The organism is Sphingomonas sp. SUN019 (genome assembly GCF_024758705.1).
Taxonomy (GTDB): domain Bacteria; phylum Pseudomonadota; class Alphaproteobacteria; order Sphingomonadales; family Sphingomonadaceae; genus Sphingomonas.
On the sequence record NZ_CP096971.1, the window covers coordinates 2,880,740 to 2,905,675 of the forward strand.

Genomic DNA, 24,936 nt, shown 5'->3' on the forward strand with positions numbered 1-24,936 from the left:
CAGCCCTAAACACCGTTCGCTCAGGGCGAACGGGGGTTGGGTACGGCGCCGCCAACGTGCCGCTCGCCGCGCGCTTCAGCGAGTTTCGTCTGCCGGTGCCGTTCGGCATAGCCCGCGCGCTGGGTTTCGTCGCGGCGATCGTGGCAGCGCGGGCAGGCGACGCCCTCCTCATACAACGGCGATGTGCGGTCCTGCGGGCTGACCGGCATCCGGCAGCCGCGGCAGAGTTCGTGCGTGCCGGGCGTCAGCGCGTGGCCGACCGCGACGCGTTCGTCAAACACGAAGCATTCGCCGTGCCAACGGCTTTCCGCTTCCGGGACGGTCTCCAGGTAACGCAGGATGCCGCCGTCGAGGTGGAATACGTCTTCAATCCCCTGCGCCTTGACGAAGGCGGTCGCCTTCTCGCAGCGGATGCCGCCGGTGCAGAACATCGCGATGCGCTTGCCGTCCAGTTCGTCGCGGTGTGCGGCGAACCAGGCGGGGAAATCGCGGAAGCTGTGCGTGTCCGGGTTCACCGCCCCGGCGAAGGTTCCGACCGCGACCTCGTAATCGTTGCGCGTGTCGATCACGATCGTATCGGGCGCGTCGATCAGCGCGTTCCAGTCTTCGGGCGCGACATACGTCCCGACCTCGCGCAGCGGGTCGATGTCGGGCACGCCCATCGTGACGATCTCGCGCTTCAGGCGCACCTTCAGGCGGTGGAACGGCATGGCGTCGGTCTGCGCGTCCTTGACCTCGAGGTCGGCGCAACCGGGCAGAGCGCGGATATGGTCGAGCACGCGTTCGACGCCGGCGTCCGGCCCCGCGATCGTGCCGTTGATCCCCTCGGGCGCCAGCAGGATCGTGCCGCGCACGCCCGCGTCTTCGCACAGCGCTAACAACGGATCGCGCAACGCGGCGCAGTCGGGGAACGGTGCGAAGCGGTACAGCGCGGCGACGCGGATCGTCCGCGATGCGGTCACGCGGGGTTATGCTTGGTCAGGAACGCCTCCATCGCCTCCAGGAACGACTGACGGTCCTCGGCGCGGCTGAAATGATGATCGGCGAGCGGCTGTTCAAGGTATTCGACCGGCTTGCCCGCCTTGCGCAGCTTCTGCACCAAGGCGCGCGACTGCCGCACCGGCACCACGCGATCCTTGGCACCATGCACGACCAGCAGCGGGATCGTGAACTGTTCGGGATAGTTGACCGGCGACACCGCGGCGAGATCGGGCGCCTGCTTGCGCATCCAGTCCTTGCGCGCGCCCGCGCCCAGGAAGCGCCCGTCATAGCGCATCATCGCGTTGAGATCGGACACGCCGGCATAAGCGATCGCACAGCGAAACAGCGGGCCGTCGCGCTGCGCCGCGCGCTCCGCGGCGTAACCGCCGTAGGATGCGCCGACCATGCATACGCGCTTCGGATCGGCGATGCCCTGCGCCGCCAGCGAAGTGACCGCATCGTTCAGGTCGTCCTGCATCGCCAGGCCCCATTGCCCTTCACCCTTGGCGGTGAACGGCGTGCCATAGCCCGACGACCCGCGATAATTGGGCTGGACCACCGCATAGCCTCGGTCGGCCAGGAACTGCGTCCACCAATCCCATTCCTCGGTATCGCGCGCGAACGGGCCGCCATGCGGCAGGACGATCAGCGGCAATCCGGTCTTGCGCCCCTTGGGCAGGGTGAGGACCGCTGCGATCTCCAGCCCGTCGCGCGCCTTGTACCGGATCGTGCGGACCGGATGCAGCCGGCGGCTGCGGAAGGTTTCGTTGGTGAAGGCGAGCGAATCGAGCACGCCCGCCTTGCGATCGAACAACAGCAGCAGCCCCGGCGCTTCGGCGCTGCCCGCGCGGACGATCGCGCGCTGATGATCGCGGCTGAGCGAGACGACCCGCACCGTCGCGCCCTTCACCAGCTTTCCCGCTTCCGCCTCCAGCGCAGCGACGTCGGGGTCGGTCCAGCGGATCGCGGGCGCCTCCTCGTTCACCCGCACGCCGAGCAGGCGATAACCGGTATGGTCGGTTTCCAGCCCGCCGATGTCGTATCTCTTGCTGGCGAACAATTGCTTGCCGCGTTCCAGCGTCGTCAGGTCGAAATCGTACAACGCGCTGAGCCCGGCATCGTCGTCGGCGATCATCAGCGCCTTGTCGCCACCCGGCAGGAACAGGGCGGGCGCCATCACGGCGTCGTCGCGCGTTTTCGCACGATCGATCACGCGGAACGATTTGTCCGTCGCCGGACGGTAGAGGACGCGGGTCGCGCGGCCATCGGCGCTGTGCCCGATGCCCATGCGCACGATGCCGTCGCCGTCGGCGTACCATTGCCGTACGCCCTCATGCGCATCCAGCACGCGCCGCCGCTTGCCCGTGGAGACGTCGAATTCGTCGATCCGCGGCCAATATCCGGGGTCGCTCAGATAGATCGACGTCTGATACGACAGCAATATCCGCGGGCTGCCGTCATGCGCGGTCCAGATCACGTCGTCGGCATCCTGCCCCGCCTGCGTGGCCGCGAACTTCACGATTTTCGTGTCTTTCGCATTCACGCCGAACGCGCGCGTTATGTACCAATCGTCGCCCTGCACATCGGTGGTCTGTCCGATGCCGATCACCAGCCAGTCGTCGTTGACCCAGCGCCACCAGTTGAGGTCGTTGTCGCCCAGCGCGACCATGCGTTTGGGGCTGCCGTCGACTGGCAGGATCGCGAAATATTGTGTTCCTCTGATCGCGATCTTGGCCGCGATCTGAGTCCCGTCGGGCGACAGCGTGGGGTTCTCGACCAGCGGCAGTTGCGCGAAGTCGGCCACCGTATGCCGCGCGGGCGGTGCGGGGGTCTCCGCATCGACCCTGATGACCGCGCCGATCGCCAATCCCCCAAGCGCGAGCAGCGTCAGGCCCCGTCGAATCATCTTGTCCCCCCCGCGCAGGCGCGCCCCGACACCTTGCTGACGCAACGCAGGGCAGGCCGCAAGGGGCTAAGCGATTGTCCTTAGTGGACGAACCGGCAGAGCGCGGCGACGCGGATCATCTCATTGCGGCTTTCACGCCTTCCTCGAACGACGCGAGTGCGGCGCGGTAGGGGAAGGGGCCGTGGCTGATCCGCGCCACGCCGACCTCGGCGAAGGCCGCGCGTGATGGCGCGCCGGGGGAGGCCATGACGTTGACGGGCAGGGGCGACGCTTCGCAAACGCGCCTGAGCAAGGCCAGATCGGCGAGGCCGGGGACGAAGAAGCCGCTGGCACCCGCATCGGCATAGGCGCGGGCGCGGTCCAGCGCGGCGTCGACTTTGGCCTTGTCATGCGTTTCGGGCGCGGCCTGCAGGAAGATGTCGGTGCGCGCATTGATGAAGAAGGCCGGGCCGACAGCGGCGCGCGCCGCAGAGATGCGCGCGGCCTGCGCGTCGACGGGGTGGATTCCCTTGCCGCCTATCACCTGATCCTCGACATTGCAGCCGATCGCGCCGGTCGCGGCCAGCTTTGCAACGTTGGCGGCGAACGCGGCGGGATCGACCGCATAGCCGCCCTCGAAATCGATCGTCACCGGCAGCGTCACCGCGCCCACGATCCGCGCCGCGCTGGCGAGCGCGAGGTCGATCGGAAGCGCCTCGGCATCGCTCAGCCCGTGCGCGGCGGCGACCGACCAGCTGCCGGTCGCGATCGCTTTTGCGCCCGCGCGTTCCGCCGCCTGCGCGCTGCCCGCGTCCCAGACGTTGAACAGGACGATCGGGTCGCCCGCGATATGGAGTGCGGCGAAGGTGTCGAACTTGGCTGACATGTTTTGTCTCCCTCGCCGCGCCGGTTGCCCGAGCGCGGCCGTACCGGGCTATCCGATTCTTGCGATCAATGGACGAAGCGCGCCACCACGTCGCGGTAGCTGCGGCTGACCTTCACGCTCGCGCCCGAATCCAGCACCAGGAAACATTCGCCGTTGGTGTGCGGCTTCACCTGTTTCACCAGGTCGAGGTTGACGATCGTCGAGCGGTGGACGCGCTGGAAGCGGCGAGGGTCGAGGCGCTTTTCGAGATCCTTCATCGTCTCGCGCAGGATCAGCGTGTTGTCGCCGGTGTAGATGCACATGTAGTCGCCCGCTGCGTCGATGCGTTCGATCGTGTCCACGTCGACGCGGAAGATCTGCCCGCGATCCTTGATGTTGATGAGCTTTTCGAAACGGCTGGCGTTCACCTGATCGCCGCCATCGACCATTTCCGCCGCAGCCTCGGGCGCGTGCTCGGCCAGCACTTCCTTCAGCTTCTCGACCTCCTCGACGCCGCGCTTTTCGGACAAGCGTTGGCGGACGCGGTCGAGCGTGTCGGCGAGGCGCGATTCCTCGACCGGCTTCATCAGGTAATCCACCGCCTGCGCCTCGAACGCGCGAAGCGCGTGGTCGCTGTAGGCGGTGACGAACACGAACAGCGGCGGTTCCACCTCCATCAACCCCTGCACGACCGAAAAGCCGTCGAAGCCGGGCATCTGGATGTCGAGGAAGACGAGGTCGGGCTTGTGCGTCTTGATCGCGCTGATCGCCTCGCGCCCGTTCTGGCATTTGGCGATGATCTCGACGTCGTCATGCGCCTCCAGACGCAGTTCGAGCCCCTGGATCGCGAGCGGCTCGTCGTCGACGAGGATGGTGCGAATGGTCATCTAGTCTCTTTCACTCTTTCATTCGAGCTGGAACGGGAATTCGATCTCGACCCCGAACCCGCCAAGCGGCATCGCGCGAACCGTGAAACGATGATCCGTTCCGTAGGCCTGCGCCAGCCGTTCCCTGATATTGGCAATGCCGACACCGGTTGAAAGGGATGGACGGTTCGTCGTTCCCTGCAATCCCGGTCCGGTGTCGGATACGCCGATCTGCACCCGTTCCCCGGCGAGCCGCGCGGTGACGCAGATTTCGGCGCCGTCTTCCTTCGGCGTCACGGCGTATTTGATCGCGTTTTCGACCAGCGGCTGCAGCAGGAGCGATGGCAGGCGCGCCTTTTCCACTGCGGAATCGATCTCGAATTTCGGGCGCAACCGGTCCTCGAAACGCATCTTTTCTATTTCGAGGTACAGCTTCAGGGTTTCCACCTCCTGCGCGATCGTAACGTGCGCGGTCGGTTCGTTCGCAAGCGTATAGCGCAGGAACGAGGCAAGGCGGCTGAGCATCGCGTTCGCGCGTTCGGTCTGTTTCAGCAGCACGAGCGTCGAAATGGAATTGAGCGTGTTGAACAGGAAATGTGGGTTCAGCTGATAGCGCAGCATCGCGAGTTGCGCGGATGACGCCTGCGTTTCCAGATGCTCCATCTGGTCGATCTGTTCCTCGACAATCAGATAGAAATTGATCCCGAAATAGAGCGCCGACCATCCGGCGAGCACGGTGAAATTGAGGAATACGGTGCCGAGCAAAAGCGTCAAATTCACCCCCGGCGCAGCGTCGCGCATGAAGCTGAACGAAAAGGCGTCGAGCACCGAATAGAGGAACGTCGCCGCCGCGAGCGTGAAGATCGACAGCAACGCGCCGGTGATCCGCGGAAAACCGCGATACAGGCCGTAGAGCGTCGAGAGCAGCAGCGTGATGCAATAGCCGACGATCGATTCGATGATGACCGGCACGATCAGTTGCAGGCTGAAGCCGTTCGACAGCGTCGAGACCGAGCGCAGGATCAGATACCCCGACCAGCCCGCCGCCTGCAGCATCCAGAACGCGCGCGCCTTGTCCTCGAAGAACGGCCGCGCGAACATCGTCCGCGTACGGATTGCCGCGGCGACGGCGGTATCCGCGGACGCAGACGTGGGAGTGGCCGGGTTTGGAAGCGTGGTCGCCATAGGCCCGCGCCTCTACACCGGGTGCGACGCTGGCGCAAAAAGAAGGGGCCGCCGTCCGGTATGGACGGCGGCCCCGAGTGCTTTCGTGCAGGCTGCGCTTAGAAGGTGAAGCGCGCGCCGACGCGGATCGCATAAAGCGACTGACGCGAATAGATCGTGTCGGTCGGCGTCGAGTTAGGCGCGAGATAGCGATACTGCGCGCACGCCTGCGACGAATTGGTGATCGCGGTCGCCGCGGTGCCGGTCGCGACGGGCGCGGCAAGGCACTGAACACGCACGGCGGGGATTGTGTACGGGAACTGATATTCCCGGATCTGACCCCAGTTCTTGTTGATGAAGTTCGTGAAGTTCTCGATATCCGCGAACAGCTCGACCCGCGACTTGCCGACGAAGGTCGGGATTTCCTGCGCCAGATGCAGGTCGAAGCGGGTGAACCACTTCGAATTGAACGCGTTGCGCGGTGCGATCTTGCCGCGATACTTGGCCAGGCCGGTCGAGCTGATCAGGTTCTCGAACGCGGTCTGGGTGGCGGTGCTGTCATACGACACCAGCGGATCGGTGCCGCTGGTCGGCACGTACAGCAGGTACCGCGACGACGACTGGACCGTGCCGAACACCGGGCTGCGGTTGTTCGACGCGTCCTGCATCGTGTAGCTGTACGGACGGCCGATACGGGTTTCGCCGAACAGCGCGAACGTCGTCTTATAGTCGCCGAACAGCGCCGGGTTGATCGTCAGATTGTACTTCAGATTGTGGCGGACCTGATCGTTCGAGATGCCGTACGCCGCGCCGTTGGGATCGAGGAACGCGCCGTTGCCATAGTTGGAGGTGGCGGTCGACGAGGTCGCGGGAGCCTGATCCTTGATATCCTGGTACGTGTAGCTGACGCCTGCTTCCAGACCCCAGTCGAACGTCTTGCTGACGCGCGCGACGCCGATCAGGCTGCGGCCCTTGTTGGTGTTGGTCAGGATGATGTCGAAATTGTTGTCGGCAAACGTCGTGACCGGGCTGTAACGCGTGCGACCATCCGGCGTGAGCAGGCCGTTCGGGCGAACGCGCGCATCGGTGAAGAACACCTGATTGCGAACCTTCGACCAGAAGAAATCGGCCCCGAAGTTCCAGCCGGTGCCGAACGCGCTGTCGCCGAACGACGGCGACCAGTCGGCCGACAACGTGCCGCGCCACTGCGACGGCAGCTCGAAATCCTTGTCCAGCGCGTTGGTCGGCGCAGGCGATGCCGCCGACGTCGTCACGCTGGCGAGATAGCTGTTAATCGTGCCCGGGATCGTGGTGCCGTTGACGTTGACCAGACCGGCCGTGCCGACCGCCGCCGGGTTGGTGGCGCCGGGGGCGGAATAGCTGCCGTCGTTGTTCTGGCGGATGTCGATCGAATTCGACAGGAAGCCCGTGTTGGAGAAGCTGTTCGACACGTACACGTCGGGCGACCCGCCCGAGAAGATGCCGATGCCGCCGCGCAGGCTGATGTCGCTGACCGGCTTGAAATCGAAGCCGACGCGCGGCTGGATCACGTAACGGCCGCTGATGTACGACGTGTTCGGGAAGCCGACGCGCTGCGTGAAGCTCTGATTGAACGCCGGACGGCTGTTGCCGCCGTACATATCGAACCGGACGCCGTAGTTCAGCGTGAAGATGTCGCTGACCGTCCAGTTATCCTGAATGCCGAAGGCGTAGGACTGATAGCGGAACGCCGCGGCGGCGTTCGCCGGATCGAGCGACGGCACCGCATTCTGGTACCGCAGGCGCTGCGCATTGCCCGCCCGGAAATCGGCGATCGAATCGAAGTAATAATCGCCTGCGGTGCGCTGCAGGAACAGGTTGAAGATCTTCGTGTCCTGAACGTCGGCGAACACGCGCAGGTCGTGGCCGTCGCGGGTCAGGCGAGCCTGGACGAGACCGCCAAAGGTGCGGCTGGTCAGTTCGTTCGACTGGCGTGACACATCAGGGCCGAAGCTGACCTGACCGAAGCCCGGCTGGCAGGCGGTCGACGCGCCTGCGCCGGCGCTGCCCGGCGCGGTGCGATCCGAGGTCGGCGCGGTGCAGACCTGGAACTGCGCGAAACCGCGACCCAGGATCGGATCCTGACCGCGCTTGTAATCCTTGTAGAAGCCGCGGACTTCGGTCGAGAATTCGTCCGACCAGTCGGAGTTCAACTGGAACACGCCGGTGTGCAACCGGTTCGACGACACGTAGCCGTTCGATTCCAGGCCAAGACCCGGCGTGCCGGTGACGAAGCTGTTCTGGTTAAACTGGATCGAATCCTTGGTGTACAGATACGTCAGCGACGCGCGCTGCGTATCCGACAGGTTCGCGTCGAGGCGCGCGACGACGCGGTCGTCGCTGTCCTTCGAATTGTTGAGCACGCCGCCGGTTTCATAGCCGTAGCGCGACTGCGCGATCGACTGGATGTCGGTGACCTGCGCGTCGGTGATGTTAGGGATGATCGTACCGGCGTTGTTGCCCGGCGTGCCCTCCGGAATCGGCGTGCCCGCGCGGATGCGCTCGCCCGCGACCATGAAGAACAATTTGTCCTTGATGATCGGGCCGGACAGTTCGGCGCCGTAATTCTCGACCTTGAAATCGGGGAGCGTGATGCGTCCGGTGGTGACGCCGGGGCCAGCCTTGGTTTTCTTGCCGGTCAGGCCGTCGTCCGAATAAGCGTAGAAGCCGGTGCCGTGGAATTCGTTGGTGCCCGATTTCAGGATGGCGTTGATCGCGCCGCCCTGGAAATTGCCTTCGCGCACGTCATACGGCGCGACCTTCGTCTGGAACTGGCCGATCGCATCGAGCGGCACGGGCGAGCGGCGGGTCGGCAGGCCGTCGGGGTTGAGGCCGAAATTGTCGGTGACCGGCACGCCGTCGACCGAGAAACGGTTGAAGCGTGCGTTCTGGCCCGCGAAGCTGACCGCGCGACCGCCGCCGGGCGTGTCGTCGAGGCGGGCCATCGGATCGCGGCGCATCAGATCGCGCACGTCGCGGTTGATCGTCGCAACATTGGCGATTTGCGCCGCGTTCAGGACCGTCGCCGGACCCTGGCTGACGGTGCGCGCGTTCGCGAGGCGCGACGCGGTGACGACGATGTCGCCGCCGGCGGCCACTTCCGCGCCCTCGCCCGGCTGCAGGTCGATTGGCAGGTCATACGCCTGGGCGATCACGGTATAGATGTCGGTTACGGTGGTCTGCGGATACCCTTCGGCCGCGACGATCACCGAGAACGGGCCGCCGATGCGCAGGCCGGATGCGTTGAACGCGCCGGTCGCGTCGGTCGTGACAATGCTGGTCGTGTTCGACGGCACGTTGACGATCGTGACCTTGGCGCCGGCGATCGGCGCGCCGCCGGCGGTGACCGTACCGCGGATCACCGAGGTCGTTTCCTGGGCCATCGCCGCGACCGGAGCGACGAGCGCGACGACGGCCGCACCCAAAAGCAGGTTATTACGCATCTATATTCCCCTTGAGAGCCCTGGCTCTGGTCGCGGCTCGTTTCTGTGCCGATGGCGCGCCCGTGCACCGGCATTATGTCGGTTGCGTTACACGGGCGAGTCGATTCCGGCGGGGGTGCGACTCCTTGGCCGGGCGTTGCAAAAAGGCGACAGGTTGCGCGGGCCGGTTATCCGGCGGAAGCGACGATTTCCGCCCACTCTGCCTCGTTCACCACGCGGATGCCTAGGTCGACGGCCTTCTTCGCCTTCGATCCCGCGCCCGGCCCGGCGACGACCAGGTCGGTCTTCGCCGACACCGATCCCGCGACTCGCGCGCCGAGCGATTCGGCCTGCGCCTTGGCCTCGTCGCGGCTGAGCGTTTCCAGGCTGCCGGTGAAGACCACCGTCTTGCCCGATACCTCGGACGTGCGGGTTTCGTGGATCACGTCGGCCGGGCGGACCTCGCGCAAAAGGTCGAACACGACGGCGCGGTTGTGTGCTTCGGCGGCGAATCCGATCAGCGCGCCCGCCACCTCGGGACCGATGCCGGGGGTCTCGATCGCGGCGACCAGCAGTTTGTCGCGGCGGAGGACGAATTTGCGCTCGGGCTCGCCCAGCGTGGGCTGCGTCCGGTGGTGGAGGAACACCGCATGACGCAGCGCGCGGCCGAGCGCCCTGGCTGAGCGATAGCGGCGGGCGAGGTCGCGCGCGGTGACTTCGCCGACGTGGCGGATGCCGAGCGCGAACAGGAAGCGGTCGAGCGCGATCTGGCGCTTCGCCTCGATCGCAGCGATCAGGTTCGCCGACCAGGTGCGGCCATCCTTTTTCCGTGCGGCGAGTTGCTCTTCGGTAAGCCGAAAAATGTCGGCGGGGGAGGCGATCAGGTCGTCGGTGAAGAACGCCTCGATCAGCGTCGCGCCGAGCCCGTCGATGTCGAAGGCGTGGCGCGAGACGAAATGGATCAACCGTTCGACGCGTTGCGCGGGGCAAATGAGCCCGCCGGTGCAGCGATAGACGACTTCGCCCTCGCCGCGTTCGGCCGCCGATCCGCATTGGGGGCAATGCGTGGGGAAGGTCCACGGGTCGCGCGGTTCGTCGGGGGTCAGGTTCTCGACGATCTGTGGGATCACGTCGCCGGCGCGCTGAACGACCACGCGGTCGCCGGGGCGGACGCCCAGCCGCTCGATCTCGTCCGCGTTGTGAAGCGTCGCGTTGGTGACGACGACCCCGCCGACGGTGACGGGGGCGAGCCGTGCCACCGGGGTGAGCGCGCCGGTGCGGCCGACCTGGATGTCGATCGCGACGAGTTCGGTCTGCGCGCGTTCGGCGGGGAATTTGTGCGCGATCGCCCAGCGCGGGGCCTTCGCCACTTGACCTAGCCGCGCCTGCCAGTCGAGCCGATCGACCTTGTACACCACGCCGTCGATGTCGAACGGCAGATCGGCGCGCGCGGCCTCGATCGTGCGATAGATTGCGAGCGCGTCGGCGGTGGTTTCGACCCGCGCGAAACCAGCGGCGACGGGGAAGCCCCAGTCCTTGAGCGCCGCGACGACGCCCGATTGCGTGTCGGCGGGCAGGTCCGATGTTTCGCCCCAACCGTGCGCCAGAAAGCGCAACGGGCGGCTGGCGGTGATGGTCGCTTCCTTCTGCCGCAGCGATCCGGCGGCGGCGTTGCGCGGGTTGGCGAACTGGCGCGCTTCCTTGCCCGTCGTTTCCGCCTCGGCCAGCAGGCGGGCGTTGAGCGCGGCGAAATCCGCCTTCGCCATATACACCTCGCCGCGCACCTCGAAGACGGCGGGGGCATCGGCGATCGTGGTGGGAATCGTGGTGGGAATATCGCCGATCGTGCGGACGTTGGCGGTCACGTCCTCGCCGGTCGTGCCGTCGCCGCGGGTCAGCGCTTGGACGAGCTTTCCGGCCTCGTAGCGCAGCGAACACGACAGGCCGTCGATCTTCGGTTCCGCGGTCAGCGCGACGGGGGCGTCGGCGGGCAGTTTCAGGAAACGCCTGACCCGCGCTGCGAACTCTTCGACCTCGCCATCGTCGAACGCATTGTCGAGGCTCATCATCGGCCGCGCGTGCGCAACCTTTGACAGATGCCCGGCGGGGGCCGCGCCGACCTGATGGCTGGGTGAATCGGCGCGGATCAGGTGCGGGAAGGCCCGCTCCAGCGCCGCATTGCGGCGGACGAGCGCGTCGTAATCGGCATCGCTGATCTGGGGCGCGTCGTCATTATGGTACAGCGCATTGTGGCGCGCGATCTCGGCGGCGAGCGTCTCCAGCTCGGCGGCGACCTCGGCGTCGGTCTTGGGAAGCGCGGTCATGGCTGTGGATTAGGCGAGGCGCGAAACGCCGCCAAGCACGGAAACGAAAAAGGCCGGGGTCGCCCCCGGCCTTTCGTTGCTCGAACCATCGTCAGGTCAGGGTTGTTGTCCGACCGGCGCGACATATTCACCCATCGCGGGTCCGCCTTCCTGGTCCAGCCCCTTGTACAGGCGGCTGTTGCGCATCCCGTACACGAAATACAGCACCACCGCGCCCAATGTGTACCACCCGAAGAAGACCAGTACGCGCGTCTCGACGGTGAAGATCAACGCGACGCAAGCCAGGATGCCGAGCGCAGGCAGGATCGGGAACAACGGCACGGTGAACCCGCGTGGGATGTTCGGATGCGTGCGCCGCAGCCAGATCACCGACAGGCACACGATCGCGAACGCCGCGAGCGTCCCGACCGAGGTCATGTCGCCCAGCGTGTTGATGTCGAAGAACGCCGCCGCGCACGCGGTGATCAGGCCGACCAGGATCGTATTGACCCACGGCGTCTTGAACTTCTGATGTACCGTCGCGAAGACGCGTGGCAACAGCCCGTCGCGCGCCATCGTGTAGAATATGCGCGTCTGGCCGTACATCAGCACCAGCACCACGGACGTCAGGCCGACGATCGCGCCCGCCTTAACCAACTTTGCGAACCACGCCCATTGCGGGCCGAGCGCATCGACCGCGACCGCGACCGGATCGGGCACGTTCAGCGTCTTGTAGTTGACGATCAGCGTCATCACGATCGACACCAGGATATAGATCACGGTGCACGCGGCGAGCGACCCGAGCAGGCCGATCGGCATGTCCTTCTTCGGATTCTTCGCTTCCTGCCCCGCGGTGGAGACCGCCTCGAACCCGATATAGGCGAAGAACACGATCGACGCGGCGCGCAGGATGCCGCCCCAGCCGAATTCGCCCTCGCCGCCTGTGGCGGGCGGGATGAACGGGTCCCAGTTCGCTTTCAGCGTGTCGAAATGCGCGATCACGTAACCGCCGCAGATCAGGATGAAGGCCAGGATCACGGTGACCTTGATCGCGACGATGACGTTGTTGACCTTCGCGCTTTCGGACACGCCGACGACCAGCAATGCGGTCATCGCCATACAGATCAGGAAGGCGGGCAGATTGAACAGATACGTCACCGGCGCGCCGTTCACGACCACCGGCACCATCGCATTGCCGACCGTCTGCATGACGGTATGGCCCGACGGACCGGTCAACTCGACCGGGATGACCAGTCCGAAATCGCCGAGCAGGCTGACGACATACCCCGCCCAGCCGACCGCGACGACCGAGGCCGCGAGCCCGTATTCGAGCAACAGCAATGCGCCCATGATCCACGCCGCGAATTCGCCGATCGTGGTGTAGCTGTAGGTATAGGCCGAACCCGACACCGGCAGCGTCGAGGAGAGTTCGGCGTAGCACAGGCCCGCTAGCGCACAGACGACGCCAGCGATCAGGAACGACAGCAGCACCGCGGGGCCGGCATGGAGCGATGCGGCGCTGCCCGTCCGCACGAAGATGCCAGCGCCTATGATACAGCCGATACCCAAGAAAACGAGGTTCCACGGCCCGAGCGTACGCTTCAATTCGCTCTGCTCGGTTTCGCGCTGGACCTGTTCCACCGTCTTGCGGAGCAGCATTCGGCCGATAAGCCCAGGTACGGGTCTGGTCGCCATAATTCTCCCTTGGCCACCCCCCGGCGGCCCGAAATGCGTTAAGCGCGCGAGCCTAGTGGCAATTGTGTGACGCGCAATCCCTTAGCGGCGGTCGGTGGCGGCGTGCGGCTTTTGGGTCACGCGTCGCCGCTTTTCTGGGCGGTATCGTTCCGCACCAGCATCGGGCCGAGCGGACGGCCTGCGAGAATGTGGACGTGGAGATGCGGCACCTCGGCGTGGCTGTCCAACCCGGTGTTGGCGAGCAGACGGTAGCCCGGCGCTACCAGCCCGGCGTCGCGCGCGACCTTTCCGACGGCGCGGACGAAACCGGCGATCTCGGCGTCGGAGGCGCGCTCGCTGAAATCGTCCCACGACACGTAGTGGCCCTTGGGGATCACCAGCAGGTGCGTCGGGGACCACGGCGCGATGTCGTGGAAGGCGAGTGCGTATTCGTCTTCGTACACGCGCTTCGACGGGATTTCGCCGCGCAGGATCTTTGCGAAGATGTTGCTGTCGTCGTAGGGCTTGGTCGCGTCGACGGACATGAGCTACCTCATTCGGGGCGGAAGGAGAGCGGGCGGCCGGCCTTTTCGTCGTGGCCGGTCTGGCCTTCGCGGCGGGCGAGTTCGGTCCGCACATCGTCGAGCGTCAGGCCGGCGTCGGCGAGCAGGACGAGGAGGTGGTACAGCAGGTCCGCGGCTTCGGGGACGATGCCCTCGTCATAGCCCGCGCACGCGGCGATGACGGTTTCGACCGCTTCCTCGCCCAGTTTCTGCGCGATCTTGTGGCGGCCCTGGAAGAACAATGACGCGGTGTAGGACGTCAGCGCCTCGGCGTCCTTCCGGGTGCGGATCGTCGCTTCGAGACGGTCGAGGATGTCGTCGGCCATGCCCGCCTCGCTGCCCCGGCTGGCGCTTGCGGTCAATCTTTTCGCGCGCGATTTCTGAGCGCGCGGCGGGTGAACCAGATTCCGGCGGCGGCCATGGCGAACAGCGCGAGGTCGGAGAGTTCGGGCGCGGTGCGTGGCGTCGCGGTGCCGGTATGGCCGTTCGCCAGCAGCGAGGGGCTGGCGAGCAGCAGCAGGAGGGGAAGGGAATATCTCACCATTCGCGCATTACCGCGAAGTGATGAGCAGGCGGTTATCAGGCCGGGCGACGATCACGCCGCCCGGCCGGCCCGTCATGCTTCCATCGAATGCTTCAGGTCGCGCATCTGGTCGTGGCCTTCGCGGACCGAGCCGTATGCCTGCTGGATCGCGGTCTTGACCTCGGCCGAGACCTCGCCGTCGGCCAGCGCTTCCTCAAACTTGGCCTTGATGTGATCCTCGCCGCGCTCGACCTCGTTGACGATCGCCTTGTCGTCCTTGCCGGTGACCGCGGACTTCAGGTTCAGGAACGCGCGGTGCGCGCCGGCCAGGATCGTGCCGTCGTCCTCAGGATTGCCGCCGAGCCGCGAGACTTCGCCCTGCAGCGCGGTCGCGACCTGGCGGCGTTCGCTCGCGCGATCGTTGAACATCTGCGCGAAACGGCCGCTGTCCGAATCCTTGGCGGCTTCGGTGTACCCGTCGACGCTGTCGATCGTGGTGGCGATCAGGCCGTTGAGCGTGCGGATGTCGTGGCTGGTGTCGGCCATGGTGTCTTACTCCGGGTACGTGATTGGAGTTGGCCTAACGAAGCGCCGCGCCGATCGGGTCCGGCGCACACCAAATATTCCAGCCGCTTACCGAAGCTGCCCGCGGATCGCGCCCTTCGGGAACTGCGCGGTGTGGACGTTGACGTAATAGCCCGCCGGATCGGCCAGGATCGCCGCGGCCAGCGCCTTGTCGACCGAATAGCATCTGTTCGACCGGCCGCCGGTCGGGGTGTCGATGGTCAGCACCGGCGCCCCCGCGACGCCGCGTGCGCCCTTGTGGATATGCGCCATCGTAGCCGGCGCGAGCCGCTGTGTGCGGACGTCGGCGCAGATCGTGTCGGTCGCGGAATCGGCGGTGACCTTCGCAGTGCCGGTCGCCTGCGGATCGCCGGGGCCGGGCACTTCCTGCGCGCCGACCAGCGCGGTGGTGAAGCTTTCGCCGACCGTCCCGGCGATCGTAGCGCAACTGGATGTGGCGAAGGCCGCGAGCAGGAGCGCGGGGGTGGCGAGGCGAGTTGTGGTCATGACGGCGATGCTAGGGTGCGTCCGGCGGGGACGCCAGCCGCTTCTTGCGCGAGTGCAGGCGATGGCGGCGTTTCCGAGCCGGGGTGAGCGGGTTCCGCGCGATCATCGTCAGGGACGGCGAATTGCGCGAAGAAGGCGTCACGCGCGCGTTCCAGATCGGCGAGGTCTTCGTCGTCATAGTGATCCGGGCCGGCGCCCATCACCGCCGCCTCGTCCTCGCCCAGCGTGCGTTGATAGTCGACATGGCCGAGGTCGCCGTGCTCGTCGCCGTCGAAATCGTCGGTCGGGGGGAAATCGGTGCGCCATTCCTTCGCTTCATAATCCCACCAGATGTGATCCTCGATGTCGTCGGTGGCGGTTTCGGCAGGCGAATGTTGAGAATGTTGATAAGATAGCGAGGTTTTTGAGAGCGAGGTTTCTGGAGGCGAGGTTTCTTCAGGCTCCGGTTCGTCGGCGGGGCAGGCGAGCGCGACCAGCCCGGCGGCTTCGGCGCGCGCCCATTGTTCGGCGGTCCAGTGCGCGCGGGCGGCCGGATCGAGATCGGCGACGTCGACCTCCTGTGCGGTCGCGACCCCGGTGCGGACCAGGCGGTCGGCGGCGGCGAGCGCGTAGATCGGGGCGAGATCGCGCGCGTCGTCCGCGCATTCATCGAGCCCTCCACTACGCCGCGCGAGGAAGAGTCCGGCGCGCGCAGGGCCTTCGTCGCGCGCGACCAGATCGAGGAAGGCGTCGAATTCCTGCGCAACCAGCCGCGCGGCCTTCACGTCGGCATCGGCGGCGGTTTCGACCTGCCGGTCGAGCCGCGCGAGGAGGCTCATGGCGAGGCGGTTGTCGTGCCGGTGGCGCGTGACGGTGGTGCCGTCGGCGCGGACGAGCGTGTCGACCTGCCCCTCCAGCGCGCGGACCAGCAGGGTTTCGGCGATCGTGTCGCGCGCGACCAGCCCCGCCGCGCGCCAGCCGAGCGCGAACGCCGCGCCCTTTGCGGTGCGGCGGAAGGCGTAGGCGGAGGATGCGGACAGCCCGACCCGCAGGCTGGCCGCGTCGACCCCATGCCCCTCCGCGATCGCTTCGAGGAACAGCCGCTGGTTGGCGGCGGACCAGCCGTCGTGACGGCGCGAGGAGAAGTGGGGGGTCTCGTCCTGCGGCAGGAAGGTTTCGGTGGGGAGGGCGGGGCGCTCGGTTGCGTGCGGCGCGGCGAGGAGCGCGGTCATGCGCGTTGCTCCCGGCGGCGGGCGGTGAAGAGGGCGGCGCTGGCGTCGCGGTTGGCGGTGACCGCGGCGGACGCGGGCGGGTTCGCGCCGATCCGCCCGGCGGCGATGTGCGCGAGCCAGTCGGTGAGGGGGGTGCGGTGGTCGTCGGGTTGCGGGGTGCTGGACGGGATTACCCGGCGCGGGGCGGGCGGCAGGTGGCTGATGTCGGTCGGCATTTTCGTTCCCCCTCAGTTCGGTGAGGGGAGACCAGTTATCGCATTTCGGGCGTGTAGGAAAATGTTTGTTCTTGGTGTGTTCGTGTGCCGATCAATCGTAAGTTTGAACTGAAGCGATTGATTTTCCAGAAAGAAGCGGACAGCATTGCGGATCGCGAGGGGGAAACATGACGGAAGAAAGATTCAATCTGATCGGCAACGACCGCATCACATCGCGGCAGATCGACGAACTGGTCGGTCTTGCACGCGGTGTCGCGGCGGATGGAACATTGAATCAGGCGGAGATCGAGTTTCTGCAGAAATGGCTCGCCGCGAATATGGCGATCAGCAATCAGCCGATGATTGCCAGACTATATCACCGCATCAACGCTGTGTTGGCAGACGGTATCGCAGATGCGGAGGAATGCCGCGATCTGCTCGATACACTGAACAGCTTTTCGAGCCGCGATTTCGAACTGGGGGAGGTGCTGAAATCGACCAGTCTGCCGCTTTGCGATCCCGCGCCGACGCTGGATTTCAGTGGCCGACGCTACTGTCTTACCGGCACGTTCAACTTCGGCCAGCGCGCGGATTGCGAGGCTGCGGTGACATGGCGGGGCGGCGTGTGCGGCAGCCTGACGCAGAAGACGAATGTCCTCGTCATCGGAATGTATGCGACGGAGTCGTGGAAGCATTCGTCGTTCGGAACTAAGATCGTGAAGGCGGTCGATTTCCGCGAGGCGGGCATCCCGATCGCGATCGTTTCCGAGGATCATTGGGCGCGGCATCTGACGTGACGATTGACGGTTTCTTTTTTGTAGTTACATAAGGGGCGGACTTGAAAATCAGCTTTGATCCGGCGAAGCGAGCGCTCGCGCTTGCAGACCGGGGATTGGACTTCGCCGATGCCGCCAAAGTGTTCAACGGGCCGGTGTTCGAGTTCGAGGATGATCGCTTCGCCTATCCGGAGCGGCGGATCGTAACCTACGGTCTGCTCGACGGACGGTTGATGGCGGTGGTCTGGGCGGAAGCGGCGGACGGACGCCGTGTCATTTCGATGAGGAAGGCAAATGAGCGAGAGCAAGCCAGATACCGGAACCGCCTGGCTTGACCCGGCCGACGACGCGCCGGAGCTGACGGACGAAATGTTGGACGTCGCCGAGTTTTCCATCGGCGGGAAGGTGATCCGTCCGGCGACGGGCTATCTCGGGCCAAACGGCGTGGTGCGCGGGCGACCGCCGCTGCGCGATCGCGCGAAGCGTCAGGTGACGCTGCGGCTCGATCCCGATGTGATTGAGCGGTTTCGAGAGGGGGGGGCGGGGTGGCAGGGGCGGATCAATGAGGCGCTGCGGAAGGCGGCGGGGTTGTGATCGGAGTTTAGATGATCAGGGTTCTTTTGGCTGAAAGCGGTCCCAAATCGGAGGATAAACTTTTCCAGTTACCAACGCATGAAGCTTCAGCGAGACAGCGTGGACTTGAAAAGTTACTTTTCGAATGTCTCTCGCACTGACCGTCTCAACGTCATACAATATTTTGTTTCTAGCGGAAAAGCGTGACATAACATGGATTGAGTTCAAAGGATCTTTAACGACCATGTTGTGCGCGTACTTGTTTCTTTGGGCTTGAACCGCCCTAAGTGCCGACACAACCTCTTGATAGACGCGCAAGTTATCAAACTGATCCTGTAGCTGATGACATAGTGAACTAAGGTTATCCACGCGCTGCGGGAAGCTGCCATGAGCGATAAGTATCATCGGTCGAACATCGGCAACTGCGTCGAATCCCGCGAGCTTACCGATCGCGACGTTTAATCCGGACTCAAGGCCACCCCAAATCGTCATGAGACGGCCTAGCTCGATCAGGATGTCATCGTCGGCGGGCCAATCGGAGAAAACTGGCGATTCTAAATATGCATCACCGTCTTTCAATTTACCGCTTTCACCTGCTGACTTATCCTACTTTGTTACCATTTTCCCCCAGCATCCTCGATCGATTTCAGCAACGCGCGCTTGCTCGGGGTGCGGTGGGTGCCGGAGTTGCGAGGCAGGTCGGGTTCGCCGAGTTCGGCGCGGCGCGCGGCGAGGCTGGCGGCGAAATCGGTGAAATCGACGCGGGGGCCGGGCCAGGGCTCGGGGTCAGTCTCGGACGTCTTCGATGCCATGATCGCCAGAACTCTCTTCGCGGACGCGTCGATCGAGATAGTCCAGATCGATCTGCGGGTTAAGCCGAAACAGGATGCGCGCCTGCTCAAGCCGGTCCTTTGCGGTGCCCGACGCATATTGGCCCATGCGGTCGGCGATCAGATCCTCGACCGAGATGATCGCGAAGGACGCGCCGGGGTCGACATTTTCGATCAGGAGGATGCGGTCCTGCGGGATGTTGCCGTCCATCGGCACGCGGGCGACGATCTCGAAACCCAGCTTCAGTTCGGGATGGACCCAGCCGAGCGTGGTGTGGCCGGGACCGATCGGGCGGATGAAACCGAGGCGCTCCATTTCCTCTTCAAGCTCGGGCTCCGCGGGGGAACACATATCGAAGTCGCCGGTGCTGACTGCGCTGCCCGAATAATATTCCGCCGCCGCGCCGCCGACGAGGATCGGCCGCGGCAGACCGCGCGCCTTCATCGCCTCGCTGAGGCGGGCGAAGAGGCGGAGGGCGGCTTCGAATTCTGGTCTGTATCCGGGCATTGATTTCACGCTCCCGCCACCGCCTTCGGCGGCCCCTCCACCATTCGCTGAAGTAGCGAATGGTCCCCCTCCCCGTGCCGGGGAGGAATTTACTCGGCCGCTGCCCGCTCGGCCCGCTCCAGCAGCGGCGCGAGGTATTTGCCGGTGAAGCTGCGGGGTTCGGCGGCGACGTCCTCGGGGGTGCCTTGGGCGACGATCTCGCCGCCCTTCACGCCGCCCTCTGGTCCAAGGTCGAGCACCCAGTCGGCGGTCTTGATGACGTCGAGGTTGTGTTCGATCACCACCACGGTGTTGCCCTGTTCGACCAGCGCGTGGAGGACTTCGAGCAGTTTGCGGACGTCCTCGAAATGCAGGCCGGTGGTCGGTTCGTCGAGGATGTAGAGCGTGTTGCCGGTGGCGCGGCGGCTGAGTTCCTTGGCGAGCTTCACGCGTTGCGCCTCGCCGCCCGACAGCGTCGTCGCCTGTTGCCCGACCTTGATGTAGCCCAGCCCCACCTCGACCAGCATCGCCATCTTGTCGCGGATCGGGGGGACGGCCTTGAAGAATTCCGCCGCGTCCTCGACCGTCATGTCGAGCACGTCGGCGATGCTGTGGCCCTTGAACTTCACCTGCAGCGTTTCGCGGTTGTAGCGCGCGCCGTGGCAGACGTCGCACGTCACATAGACGTCGGGGAGGAAGTGCATCTCGATCTTGAGCAGGCCATCGCCGGTGCACGCCTCGCACCGGCCGCCCTTCACGTTGAAGCTGAAGCGGCCGGGCTTGTAGCCGCGCGCGGCGCTTTCGGGGAGGCCGGCGAACCAGTCGCGGATCTGGGTGAAGGCGCCGGTGTAGGTCGCGGGGTTCGACCGCGGGGTGCGGCCGATCGGCGACTGGTCGATGTCGATGACCTTGTCGAGATGCTGGAGGCCGGTGATCTTGTCGTGCTTGCCCGCCAGGATGCGCGCGCCGTTCAGCGCGCGTGCGGCGGCGGCGTAGAGCGTGTCGATCGTGAAGCTGGACTTGCCCGATCCCGACACGCCGGTGATGCAGGTGAAGGTGCCGAGCGGGATGCTGGCGGTGACGCCGGTCAGGTTGTTGGCGGTGGCGTTGTGGACGGTCACCTTCCGCCCGTTGCCGGTCCGGCGTTCGTCGGGGAGCGGGACCGAGCGCGTGCCGTTGAGATAGTCCGCGGTGACGCTGCCCTTCGATTTCAGGAGCTGTTTCAGCGTGCCCTGCGCCACGATGCTCCCGCCGTGGAGGCCTGCGCCCGGCCCCATGTCGATGACGTAATCGGCGGTGCGGATCGCGTCCTCGTCATGTTCGACGACCAGCACGGTGTTGCCGAGGTCGCGCAGGCGGCGGAGCGTCTTCAGCAGCATATCGTTGTCGCGCTGGTGGAGGCCGATGCTGGGTTCGTCGAGGACGTAGAGCACGCCCGACAGGCCGCTGCCGATCTGCGACGCGAGGCGGATGCGTTGGCTCTCGCCGCCGCTGAGCGTGCCGCTGGTGCGATCGAGGTTGAGGTAGTCGAGCCCGACGTTGTTGAGGAAGCCGAGGCGCTCGACGATTTCTTTCAGGATGCGTTCGGCTATCGCCTTCTGCTGATCGCCGAGGTGGCTGGGGAGGTCGGTGAAGAACGCCAGCGCGTCGACCACCGACAGATGGGTGGCGTAACTGATGTTCTGCATCGCGATCTTCACCGCCAGCGCCTCGGGCTTCAGGCGCGCGCCGTGGCAGGTCTCGCAATGCTGCGAGCTTTGGTATTTTGCCAGTTCCTCGCGCATCCACGCGCTCTCGGTCTGGAGCAGGCGGCGGTTGAGGTTGCCGACGACGCCCTCGAACGGCTTCTTCACGTCGTATTTCTTGCGCCCGTCGATGAAGGTCAGCGTGACGGGCTTGCCCTTCGTCCCGTGCAGGATGACGCGCTGGACCTCCTCGGGCAGATCCTCCCACGGCGTTTCCAGGCTGAAATCGAATTCGCGCGCCAGGCTGCCGAGCACCTGCATATAATAGGGGCTGGGCGGGTTCGATTTCGCCCACGGCGCGACCGCGCCTTTCTTGATGCTGAGCGCGTGGTTGGGGACGACCAGGTCTTCGTCGAAGATCAGTTTTTCGCCGAGGCCGTCGCACGCCGGGCACGCGCCCTGCGGGGCGTTGAAGCTGAACAGCCGCGGCTCGATCTCGCTGATCGTGAAGCCGCTGACCGGGCAGGCGAATTTTTCGCTGAACACGATCCGGCCGGGCGGCGCGTGATCGCCGAGGATCATCGATTTCGGCGTATGCGGTTCGACCGGATCGGCGGGGTCGACATACGCCAGCCCCTCGGCGAGTTTCAGCGCAGTCTCGAATGATTCCGCCAGCCGCGTACCGATGTCGCCGCGCACGACGAGCCGGTCGACCACGACCTCGATGTCATGCTTGTATTTCTTGTCGAGCGCGGGGGCTTCGTCGATTTCGTGGATTTCGCCGTCGATGCGGACGCGGGTGAAGCCGGCCTTCTGCCACTCGGCCATTTCCTTGCGATATTCGCCCTTCCGCCCACGCACGACGGGCGCGAGCAGGAACAACCGCGTGCCCTCGGGCAGCGCCATTACGCGGTCGACCATCTGGCTGACGGTCTGCGCGGCGATCGGCTCGCCGGTCGCGGGGGAATAGGGGATGCCGACACGCGCCCACAGCAGCCGCATGTAATCGTAGATTTCGGTGACGGTCGCGACGGTCGATCGCGGATTGCGGCTGGTGGTCTTTTGCTCGATCGAGATCGCGGGGCTGAGCCCCTCGATATGATCGACGTCGGGCTTCTGCATCAGCTCCAGAAACTGCCGCGCATAGGCGCTGAGCGATTCGACGTAGCGGCGTTGCCCCTCGGCATAGATGGTGTCGAACGCGAGCGACGATTTGCCGCTGCCCGACAGCCCCGTGATGACGGTCAGCGTATCGCGCGGAATGTCTACGCTCACGTCCTTCAGATTATGCTCGCGCGCGCCGCGGACGGAGATGTGGGTCAGCATGGGAAGGAGTGTTCCATATTTGTTCTTGATCCGCAAGCGGGAGCACGGCACGATGCCGACAGATGGGGTCAGGCGCGCGACCGGGCAAGCGGGGTTGCGTGGCGAGCGGGGATCGGCATGGTGACGATGATGGACGAACGACCTGTCTTTTACGAGTTTTTCGCCGGCGGCGGGATGGCGCGCGCCGGGTTAGGCGCGGGCTGGGACTGCTTGTTCGCAAACGATTTCGATCCGAAGAAGGGCGCGGCTTACGCAGAAAACTGGGGCGATGCGGCGTTGCACGTCGGCGACGTCGGCGCGGTGACGACGGCGCAATTGCCGGAGCGGGCCGATCTCGTCTGGGCTTCGTTTCCGTGCCAGGACTTGTCGTTGGCGGGTGCGGGCGCTGGGCTGAGCGGTGGTCGGTCGGGTGCGTTCTGGCCGTTCTGGCGGTTGATCGAGGGTTTGCGCGCTGAGGGTCGCAAACCGCGGACGATCGTGCTGGAGAACGTGTGTGGGCTGCTGACGTCGAACGACGGCGCGGACTTTGCGGCGCTGTGCGCGACGGTCGCGAAGGCGGGATATTGGATCGGCGCGATGGTGGTCGATGCGCAACTGTTCCTGCCGCAATCGCGCCCGCGCCTGTTCGTCGTCGCGATCGACGATTCGCTGCCGGTGCCGGGCCATATCCAGAGTCCGTGGGCGCTCGATCGCTGGCATCCCGCGCGCCTCCGCGCGGCGCAGGCCGCCTTGCCCGAACAATTGCGGTCGATGTGGCTATGGTTTGCGCCGCCCCAACCGCCAAAGCGAAATGCGCGGCTGATCGATCTGATCGAAGACGAACCGCACGACGTGGCGTGGCGCAGCGACGCGGAAACCGCAAAGATTCTGGCGATGATGACCCCGGTCAATCGCGCCAAGATCGATCTGGTCGCGGCGAACGGCGGCAAAAGCGTCGGCGCGGTCTACAAACGCACGCGGATCGAGCAGGGTCGCAAGATGCAGCGCGCAGAAGTGCGTTTCGACCTCGCAGGATGCCTGCGGACGCCCGGCGGCGGATCGAGCCGGCAGACGATTGTCGCGGTCGAGGATGGGCGGGTCCGGACCCGGCTGATCTCGGCGCGCGAGACCGCGCGATTGATGGGGCTGCCCGAGGAATATCGGCTGCCGCTGCGATACAACGATGCCTATCACCTGACCGGGGACGGCGTGGCGGTGCCCGTGGTGCGGCATATCGCGGAGACGATATTGGAGCCGGTGTTGCACCAGCGTGAGGTTCGTATTGTCGCGGCGTAACGATGAAGGCCCCGTTGCCGACCTCGCCACCAAGAGTCCGCCGAGCGAAACGGTTGAACTGAGGCGCGGGCTGCAACAGTTCGTTTCCCAATCGCTGTCGAGCTTTCACACTGACGCACCGCAGACTCGAAAGGGAGCGTCGATAACGGTCGGTGCGGTGAAGTGGGGCGTCTACGCATTCTTCGATTATGACGGCGAACCGATCTACGTGGGCCAAACGCGCGAAAGCCTGGGACAACGGATCGCCCGGCACCTGACCAACCAGCGCACCGATGCGGTGGCGATGGCGGTGCTAGATCCGTTCGAGGTTCGATCGATCGCTGTATGGCCGCTGCCGCAATATCAAGAGGTGGGCGGCAAGACTGCTGGCGCGGTCGAAGCGGCGAAGCATCTCGACGCGTTGGAGCGCACCATCTTCCTGAAGCTCGTCGCCGAAAGCAAGTTCGGCAAAATTCTCAATGAGAAGGATCCGCCAGACGTCCCGGTCTGCGAGACGCCGCCCAGCATCAGGGGCGATATCGTAAGCGAGGACGTCCGGCGCATCCGGCAACATCCGGATTTGCGGATCGCGCGACGCGCGCAGACGATCGCACGGCTCTCGCAGATCATCGCCGGTCGCGACGTTCAGGCCGGCCTGCGTCGCGCGCTGGCGACGCAGGCGGATAGACTGGCGTGGCTCGCCAACAAGCGCTTCGCCGCGCTTGGGGGCGAAGCGGCGGTCGAAGAACGCGAGACGGACGAACCGGACGATGAAGGCGATCACGGCGAAACGACCTGAAGCCGAAAAGCCCCTGACCCGATCGGAGACGATGGCGCGGGTCAGGTCGCGCGATACGTCGCCGGAACGGGCGGTTCGCCGTATCCTGACCGACCTCGGCTATCGTTATCGCCTGCACCGGGCCGATCTGCCGGGCACGCCGGACATCGCCTTTATCGGTCGGCGCAAGGCGCTCTTCGTACATGGATGCTTCTGGCACGGCCATAATTGCGCGCGGGGAAGTCGTGCGCCGAAGACCAACCCTGAATATTGGCGCACGAAGATCGCTCGCAACCGCGCGCGCGACCTGGATGTAGCGGCCGCGCTGGACCGCCTTGGCTGGTCCGCCATGACGGTGTGGGAATGCGAATTGCGCGATGTTGCGGCCGTATCGATGCGGTTGGCGCTTTGGCTGCGATGATCGCGGCAACGCTTTTCGAACGACCGGGCCTAGCGAAACGCCGGG

General features: G+C 65.4%; 25 protein-coding genes. 6 read left to right on the forward strand and 19 right to left on the reverse strand.

Annotated features, from left to right (window positions below; genetic code table 11):
* Positions 1–20: 20 nt before the first annotated feature.
* From M0208_RS13860 to M0208_RS13930, 15 genes are all read right to left on the reverse strand, one after another.
* Positions 21–962 carry a rhodanese-related sulfurtransferase gene (locus M0208_RS13860; protein ID WP_258892258.1) on the reverse strand — a complete coding sequence of 314 codons (942 nt, stop codon included), beginning with the start codon at positions 960–962 and terminating at the stop codon, positions 21–23.
* The gene (locus M0208_RS13865; RefSeq protein ID WP_258892259.1) at positions 959–2,887 is read right to left on the reverse strand and encodes a S9 family peptidase; all 1,929 of its coding nucleotides are present in this window, start codon (positions 2,885–2,887) and stop codon (positions 959–961) included. The genes M0208_RS13860 and M0208_RS13865 overlap by 4 nt, the downstream gene beginning before the upstream one ends.
* Before the next feature lie 115 nt (positions 2,888–3,002).
* Positions 3,003–3,752, reverse strand: a complete 750-nt coding sequence (locus tag M0208_RS13870) for an isocitrate lyase/phosphoenolpyruvate mutase family protein (RefSeq protein WP_258892260.1) — start codon at positions 3,750–3,752, stop codon at positions 3,003–3,005.
* Between the two features lie 65 nt (positions 3,753–3,817).
* On the reverse strand, positions 3,818–4,618 hold the full coding sequence (locus M0208_RS13875) for a LytTR family DNA-binding domain-containing protein (protein WP_258892261.1): 801 nt from the start codon (positions 4,616–4,618) through the stop codon (positions 3,818–3,820).
* Positions 4,619–4,636: 18 nt separating this feature from the next.
* Positions 4,637–5,698, reverse strand: a complete 1,062-nt coding sequence (locus M0208_RS13880; RefSeq protein ID WP_258893267.1) for a sensor histidine kinase — start codon at positions 5,696–5,698, stop codon at positions 4,637–4,639.
* Positions 5,699–5,880: 182 nt separating this feature from the next.
* The gene (locus M0208_RS13885) at positions 5,881–9,243 is read right to left on the reverse strand and encodes a TonB-dependent receptor (RefSeq protein ID WP_258892262.1); all 3,363 of its coding nucleotides are present in this window, start codon (positions 9,241–9,243) and stop codon (positions 5,881–5,883) included.
* Positions 9,244–9,410: 167 nt separating this feature from the next.
* Positions 9,411–11,546: an NAD-dependent DNA ligase LigA gene (gene ligA, locus M0208_RS13890; RefSeq protein WP_258892263.1), complete on the reverse strand. Its 2,136-nt coding sequence runs from the start codon at positions 11,544–11,546 to the stop codon at positions 9,411–9,413.
* 96 nt (positions 11,547–11,642) lie between these two features.
* The gene (locus M0208_RS13895; protein ID WP_258892264.1) at positions 11,643–13,220 is read right to left on the reverse strand and encodes an amino acid permease; all 1,578 of its coding nucleotides are present in this window, start codon (positions 13,218–13,220) and stop codon (positions 11,643–11,645) included.
* Positions 13,221–13,336: 116 nt separating this feature from the next.
* Positions 13,337–13,744, reverse strand: a complete 408-nt coding sequence (locus M0208_RS13900; protein ID WP_258892265.1) for a histidine triad nucleotide-binding protein — start codon at positions 13,742–13,744, stop codon at positions 13,337–13,339.
* Positions 13,745–13,752: 8 nt separating this feature from the next.
* Positions 13,753–14,088 carry a phosphoribosyl-ATP diphosphatase gene (locus tag M0208_RS13905; protein WP_258892266.1) on the reverse strand — a complete coding sequence of 112 codons (336 nt, stop codon included), beginning with the start codon at positions 14,086–14,088 and terminating at the stop codon, positions 13,753–13,755.
* 32 nt (positions 14,089–14,120) lie between these two features.
* Positions 14,121–14,306 (reverse strand): hypothetical protein, encoded by a 186-nt coding sequence (locus M0208_RS13910; protein ID WP_258892267.1) that lies wholly within the window; start codon positions 14,304–14,306, stop codon positions 14,121–14,123.
* A 72-nt stretch (positions 14,307–14,378) separates the two neighbouring features.
* Positions 14,379–14,831, reverse strand: a complete 453-nt coding sequence (locus M0208_RS13915; RefSeq protein WP_258892268.1) for a PA2169 family four-helix-bundle protein — start codon at positions 14,829–14,831, stop codon at positions 14,379–14,381.
* Between the two features lie 87 nt (positions 14,832–14,918).
* The gene (locus M0208_RS13920; protein ID WP_258892269.1) at positions 14,919–15,356 is read right to left on the reverse strand and encodes a CHRD domain-containing protein; all 438 of its coding nucleotides are present in this window, start codon (positions 15,354–15,356) and stop codon (positions 14,919–14,921) included.
* Positions 15,353–16,567 (reverse strand): hypothetical protein, encoded by a 1,215-nt coding sequence (locus tag M0208_RS13925; protein ID WP_258892270.1) that lies wholly within the window; start codon positions 16,565–16,567, stop codon positions 15,353–15,355. Before M0208_RS13925 ends, M0208_RS13920 begins: the two co-directional genes overlap by 4 nt.
* Entirely contained in the window at positions 16,564–16,782 is a 219-nt protein-coding gene (locus M0208_RS13930; protein WP_258892271.1) for a hypothetical protein, read from the reverse strand. The genes M0208_RS13925 and M0208_RS13930 overlap by 4 nt, the downstream gene beginning before the upstream one ends.
* Before the next feature lie 167 nt (positions 16,783–16,949).
* Here M0208_RS13930 and M0208_RS13935 point away from each other — a divergent pair, with 167 nt between their 5' ends.
* Genes M0208_RS13935 through M0208_RS13945 form a run of 3 tightly spaced genes read left to right on the forward strand, consistent with a single transcriptional unit; the run spans position 16,950 to position 18,131 of the window.
* Positions 16,950–17,558, forward strand: coding sequence for a BRCT domain-containing protein (locus M0208_RS13935; RefSeq protein ID WP_258892272.1), 609 nt, complete (start codon positions 16,950–16,952; stop codon positions 17,556–17,558).
* Positions 17,559–17,599: 41 nt separating this feature from the next.
* Complete coding sequence (locus M0208_RS13940) at positions 17,600–17,872, forward strand: BrnT family toxin (protein ID WP_258892273.1); 273 nt, start codon at positions 17,600–17,602, stop codon at positions 17,870–17,872.
* Positions 17,832–18,131 carry a BrnA antitoxin family protein gene (locus M0208_RS13945; protein WP_258892274.1) on the forward strand — a complete coding sequence of 100 codons (300 nt, stop codon included), beginning with the start codon at positions 17,832–17,834 and terminating at the stop codon, positions 18,129–18,131. The genes M0208_RS13940 and M0208_RS13945 overlap by 41 nt, the downstream gene beginning before the upstream one ends.
* 15 nt (positions 18,132–18,146) lie before the next feature.
* Here the strand turns inward: M0208_RS13945 and M0208_RS13950 are convergent, their stop codons facing one another.
* The 4 genes from M0208_RS13950 to uvrA all read right to left on the reverse strand — a co-directional run bounded on the left by M0208_RS13950 (position 18,147) and on the right by uvrA (position 22,438).
* Entirely contained in the window at positions 18,147–18,689 is a 543-nt protein-coding gene (locus M0208_RS13950) for a hypothetical protein (protein ID WP_258892275.1), read from the reverse strand.
* Positions 18,690–18,724: 35 nt separating this feature from the next.
* Complete coding sequence (locus M0208_RS13955) at positions 18,725–18,922, reverse strand: hypothetical protein (protein ID WP_258892276.1); 198 nt, start codon at positions 18,920–18,922, stop codon at positions 18,725–18,727.
* Entirely contained in the window at positions 18,897–19,448 is a 552-nt protein-coding gene (locus M0208_RS13960) for a hypothetical protein (RefSeq protein ID WP_258892277.1), read from the reverse strand. The genes M0208_RS13955 and M0208_RS13960 overlap by 26 nt, the downstream gene beginning before the upstream one ends.
* An 89-nt stretch (positions 19,449–19,537) precedes the next feature.
* A complete protein-coding gene (gene uvrA, locus M0208_RS13965) occupies positions 19,538–22,438 on the reverse strand; it encodes an excinuclease ABC subunit UvrA (RefSeq protein WP_258892278.1) in 2,901 nt (966 codons plus the stop codon).
* Positions 22,439–22,555: 117 nt separating this feature from the next.
* On the opposite strand from uvrA, the gene M0208_RS13970 reads away from it, so the two are divergent.
* The 3 genes from M0208_RS13970 (at position 22,556) to M0208_RS13980 (ending at position 24,891) form a co-directional block, all read left to right on the forward strand.
* Positions 22,556–23,713: a DNA cytosine methyltransferase gene (locus M0208_RS13970; protein WP_258892279.1), complete on the forward strand. Its 1,158-nt coding sequence runs from the start codon at positions 22,556–22,558 to the stop codon at positions 23,711–23,713.
* A gap of 157 nt (positions 23,714–23,870) precedes the next feature.
* Positions 23,871–24,491 (forward strand): GIY-YIG nuclease family protein, encoded by a 621-nt coding sequence (locus tag M0208_RS13975; protein ID WP_258892280.1) that lies wholly within the window; start codon positions 23,871–23,873, stop codon positions 24,489–24,491.
* Positions 24,463–24,891, forward strand: a complete 429-nt coding sequence (locus tag M0208_RS13980; RefSeq protein WP_258892281.1) for a very short patch repair endonuclease — start codon at positions 24,463–24,465, stop codon at positions 24,889–24,891. Before M0208_RS13975 ends, M0208_RS13980 begins: the two co-directional genes overlap by 29 nt.
* The last annotated feature ends 45 nt before the right edge of the window (positions 24,892–24,936 follow it).

Bases quoted from the DNA above. Each gene is read 5' to 3' on its own strand.
- M0208_RS13895 (WP_258892264.1), bottom strand. From the start codon at position 13,220: ATGGCGACCAGACCCGTACCTGGGCTTATCGGCCGAATGCTGCTCCGC.
- M0208_RS13925 (WP_258892270.1), bottom strand. From the start codon at position 16,567: ATGACCGCGCTCCTCGCCGCGCCGCACGCAACCGAGCGCCCCGCCCTC.
- M0208_RS13960 (WP_258892277.1), bottom strand. From the start codon at position 19,448: ATGCCCGGATACAGACCAGAATTCGAAGCCGCCCTCCGCCTCTTCGCC.
- M0208_RS13935 (WP_258892272.1), top strand. From the start codon at position 16,950: ATGACGGAAGAAAGATTCAATCTGATCGGCAACGACCGCATCACATCG.
- M0208_RS13910 (WP_258892267.1), bottom strand. From the start codon at position 14,306: ATGGTGAGATATTCCCTTCCCCTCCTGCTGCTGCTCGCCAGCCCCTCG.
- uvrA (WP_258892278.1), bottom strand. From the start codon at position 22,438: ATGCTGACCCACATCTCCGTCCGCGGCGCGCGCGAGCATAATCTGAAG.
- M0208_RS13885 (WP_258892262.1), bottom strand. From the start codon at position 9,243: ATGCGTAATAACCTGCTTTTGGGTGCGGCCGTCGTCGCGCTCGTCGCT.
- M0208_RS13875 (WP_258892261.1), bottom strand. From the start codon at position 4,618: ATGACCATTCGCACCATCCTCGTCGACGACGAGCCGCTCGCGATCCAG.
- M0208_RS13930 (WP_258892271.1), bottom strand. From the start codon at position 16,782: ATGCCGACCGACATCAGCCACCTGCCGCCCGCCCCGCGCCGGGTAATC.
- ligA (WP_258892263.1), bottom strand. From the start codon at position 11,546: ATGACCGCGCTTCCCAAGACCGACGCCGAGGTCGCCGCCGAGCTGGAG.
- M0208_RS13870 (WP_258892260.1), bottom strand. From the start codon at position 3,752: ATGTCAGCCAAGTTCGACACCTTCGCCGCACTCCATATCGCGGGCGAC.
- M0208_RS13865 (WP_258892259.1), bottom strand. From the start codon at position 2,887: ATGATTCGACGGGGCCTGACGCTGCTCGCGCTTGGGGGATTGGCGATC.
- M0208_RS13980 (WP_258892281.1), top strand. From the start codon at position 24,463: ATGAAGGCGATCACGGCGAAACGACCTGAAGCCGAAAAGCCCCTGACC.
- M0208_RS13915 (WP_258892268.1), bottom strand. From the start codon at position 14,831: ATGGCCGACACCAGCCACGACATCCGCACGCTCAACGGCCTGATCGCC.
- M0208_RS13900 (WP_258892265.1), bottom strand. From the start codon at position 13,744: ATGTCCGTCGACGCGACCAAGCCCTACGACGACAGCAACATCTTCGCA.
- M0208_RS13955 (WP_258892276.1), bottom strand. From the start codon at position 18,922: ATGGCATCGAAGACGTCCGAGACTGACCCCGAGCCCTGGCCCGGCCCC.
- M0208_RS13920 (WP_258892269.1), bottom strand. From the start codon at position 15,356: ATGACCACAACTCGCCTCGCCACCCCCGCGCTCCTGCTCGCGGCCTTC.
- M0208_RS13945 (WP_258892274.1), top strand. From the start codon at position 17,832: ATGAGCGAGAGCAAGCCAGATACCGGAACCGCCTGGCTTGACCCGGCC.
- M0208_RS13880 (WP_258893267.1), bottom strand. From the start codon at position 5,698: ATGTTCGCGCGGCCGTTCTTCGAGGACAAGGCGCGCGCGTTCTGGATG.
- M0208_RS13905 (WP_258892266.1), bottom strand. From the start codon at position 14,088: ATGGCCGACGACATCCTCGACCGTCTCGAAGCGACGATCCGCACCCGG.
- M0208_RS13970 (WP_258892279.1), top strand. From the start codon at position 22,556: ATGGTGACGATGATGGACGAACGACCTGTCTTTTACGAGTTTTTCGCC.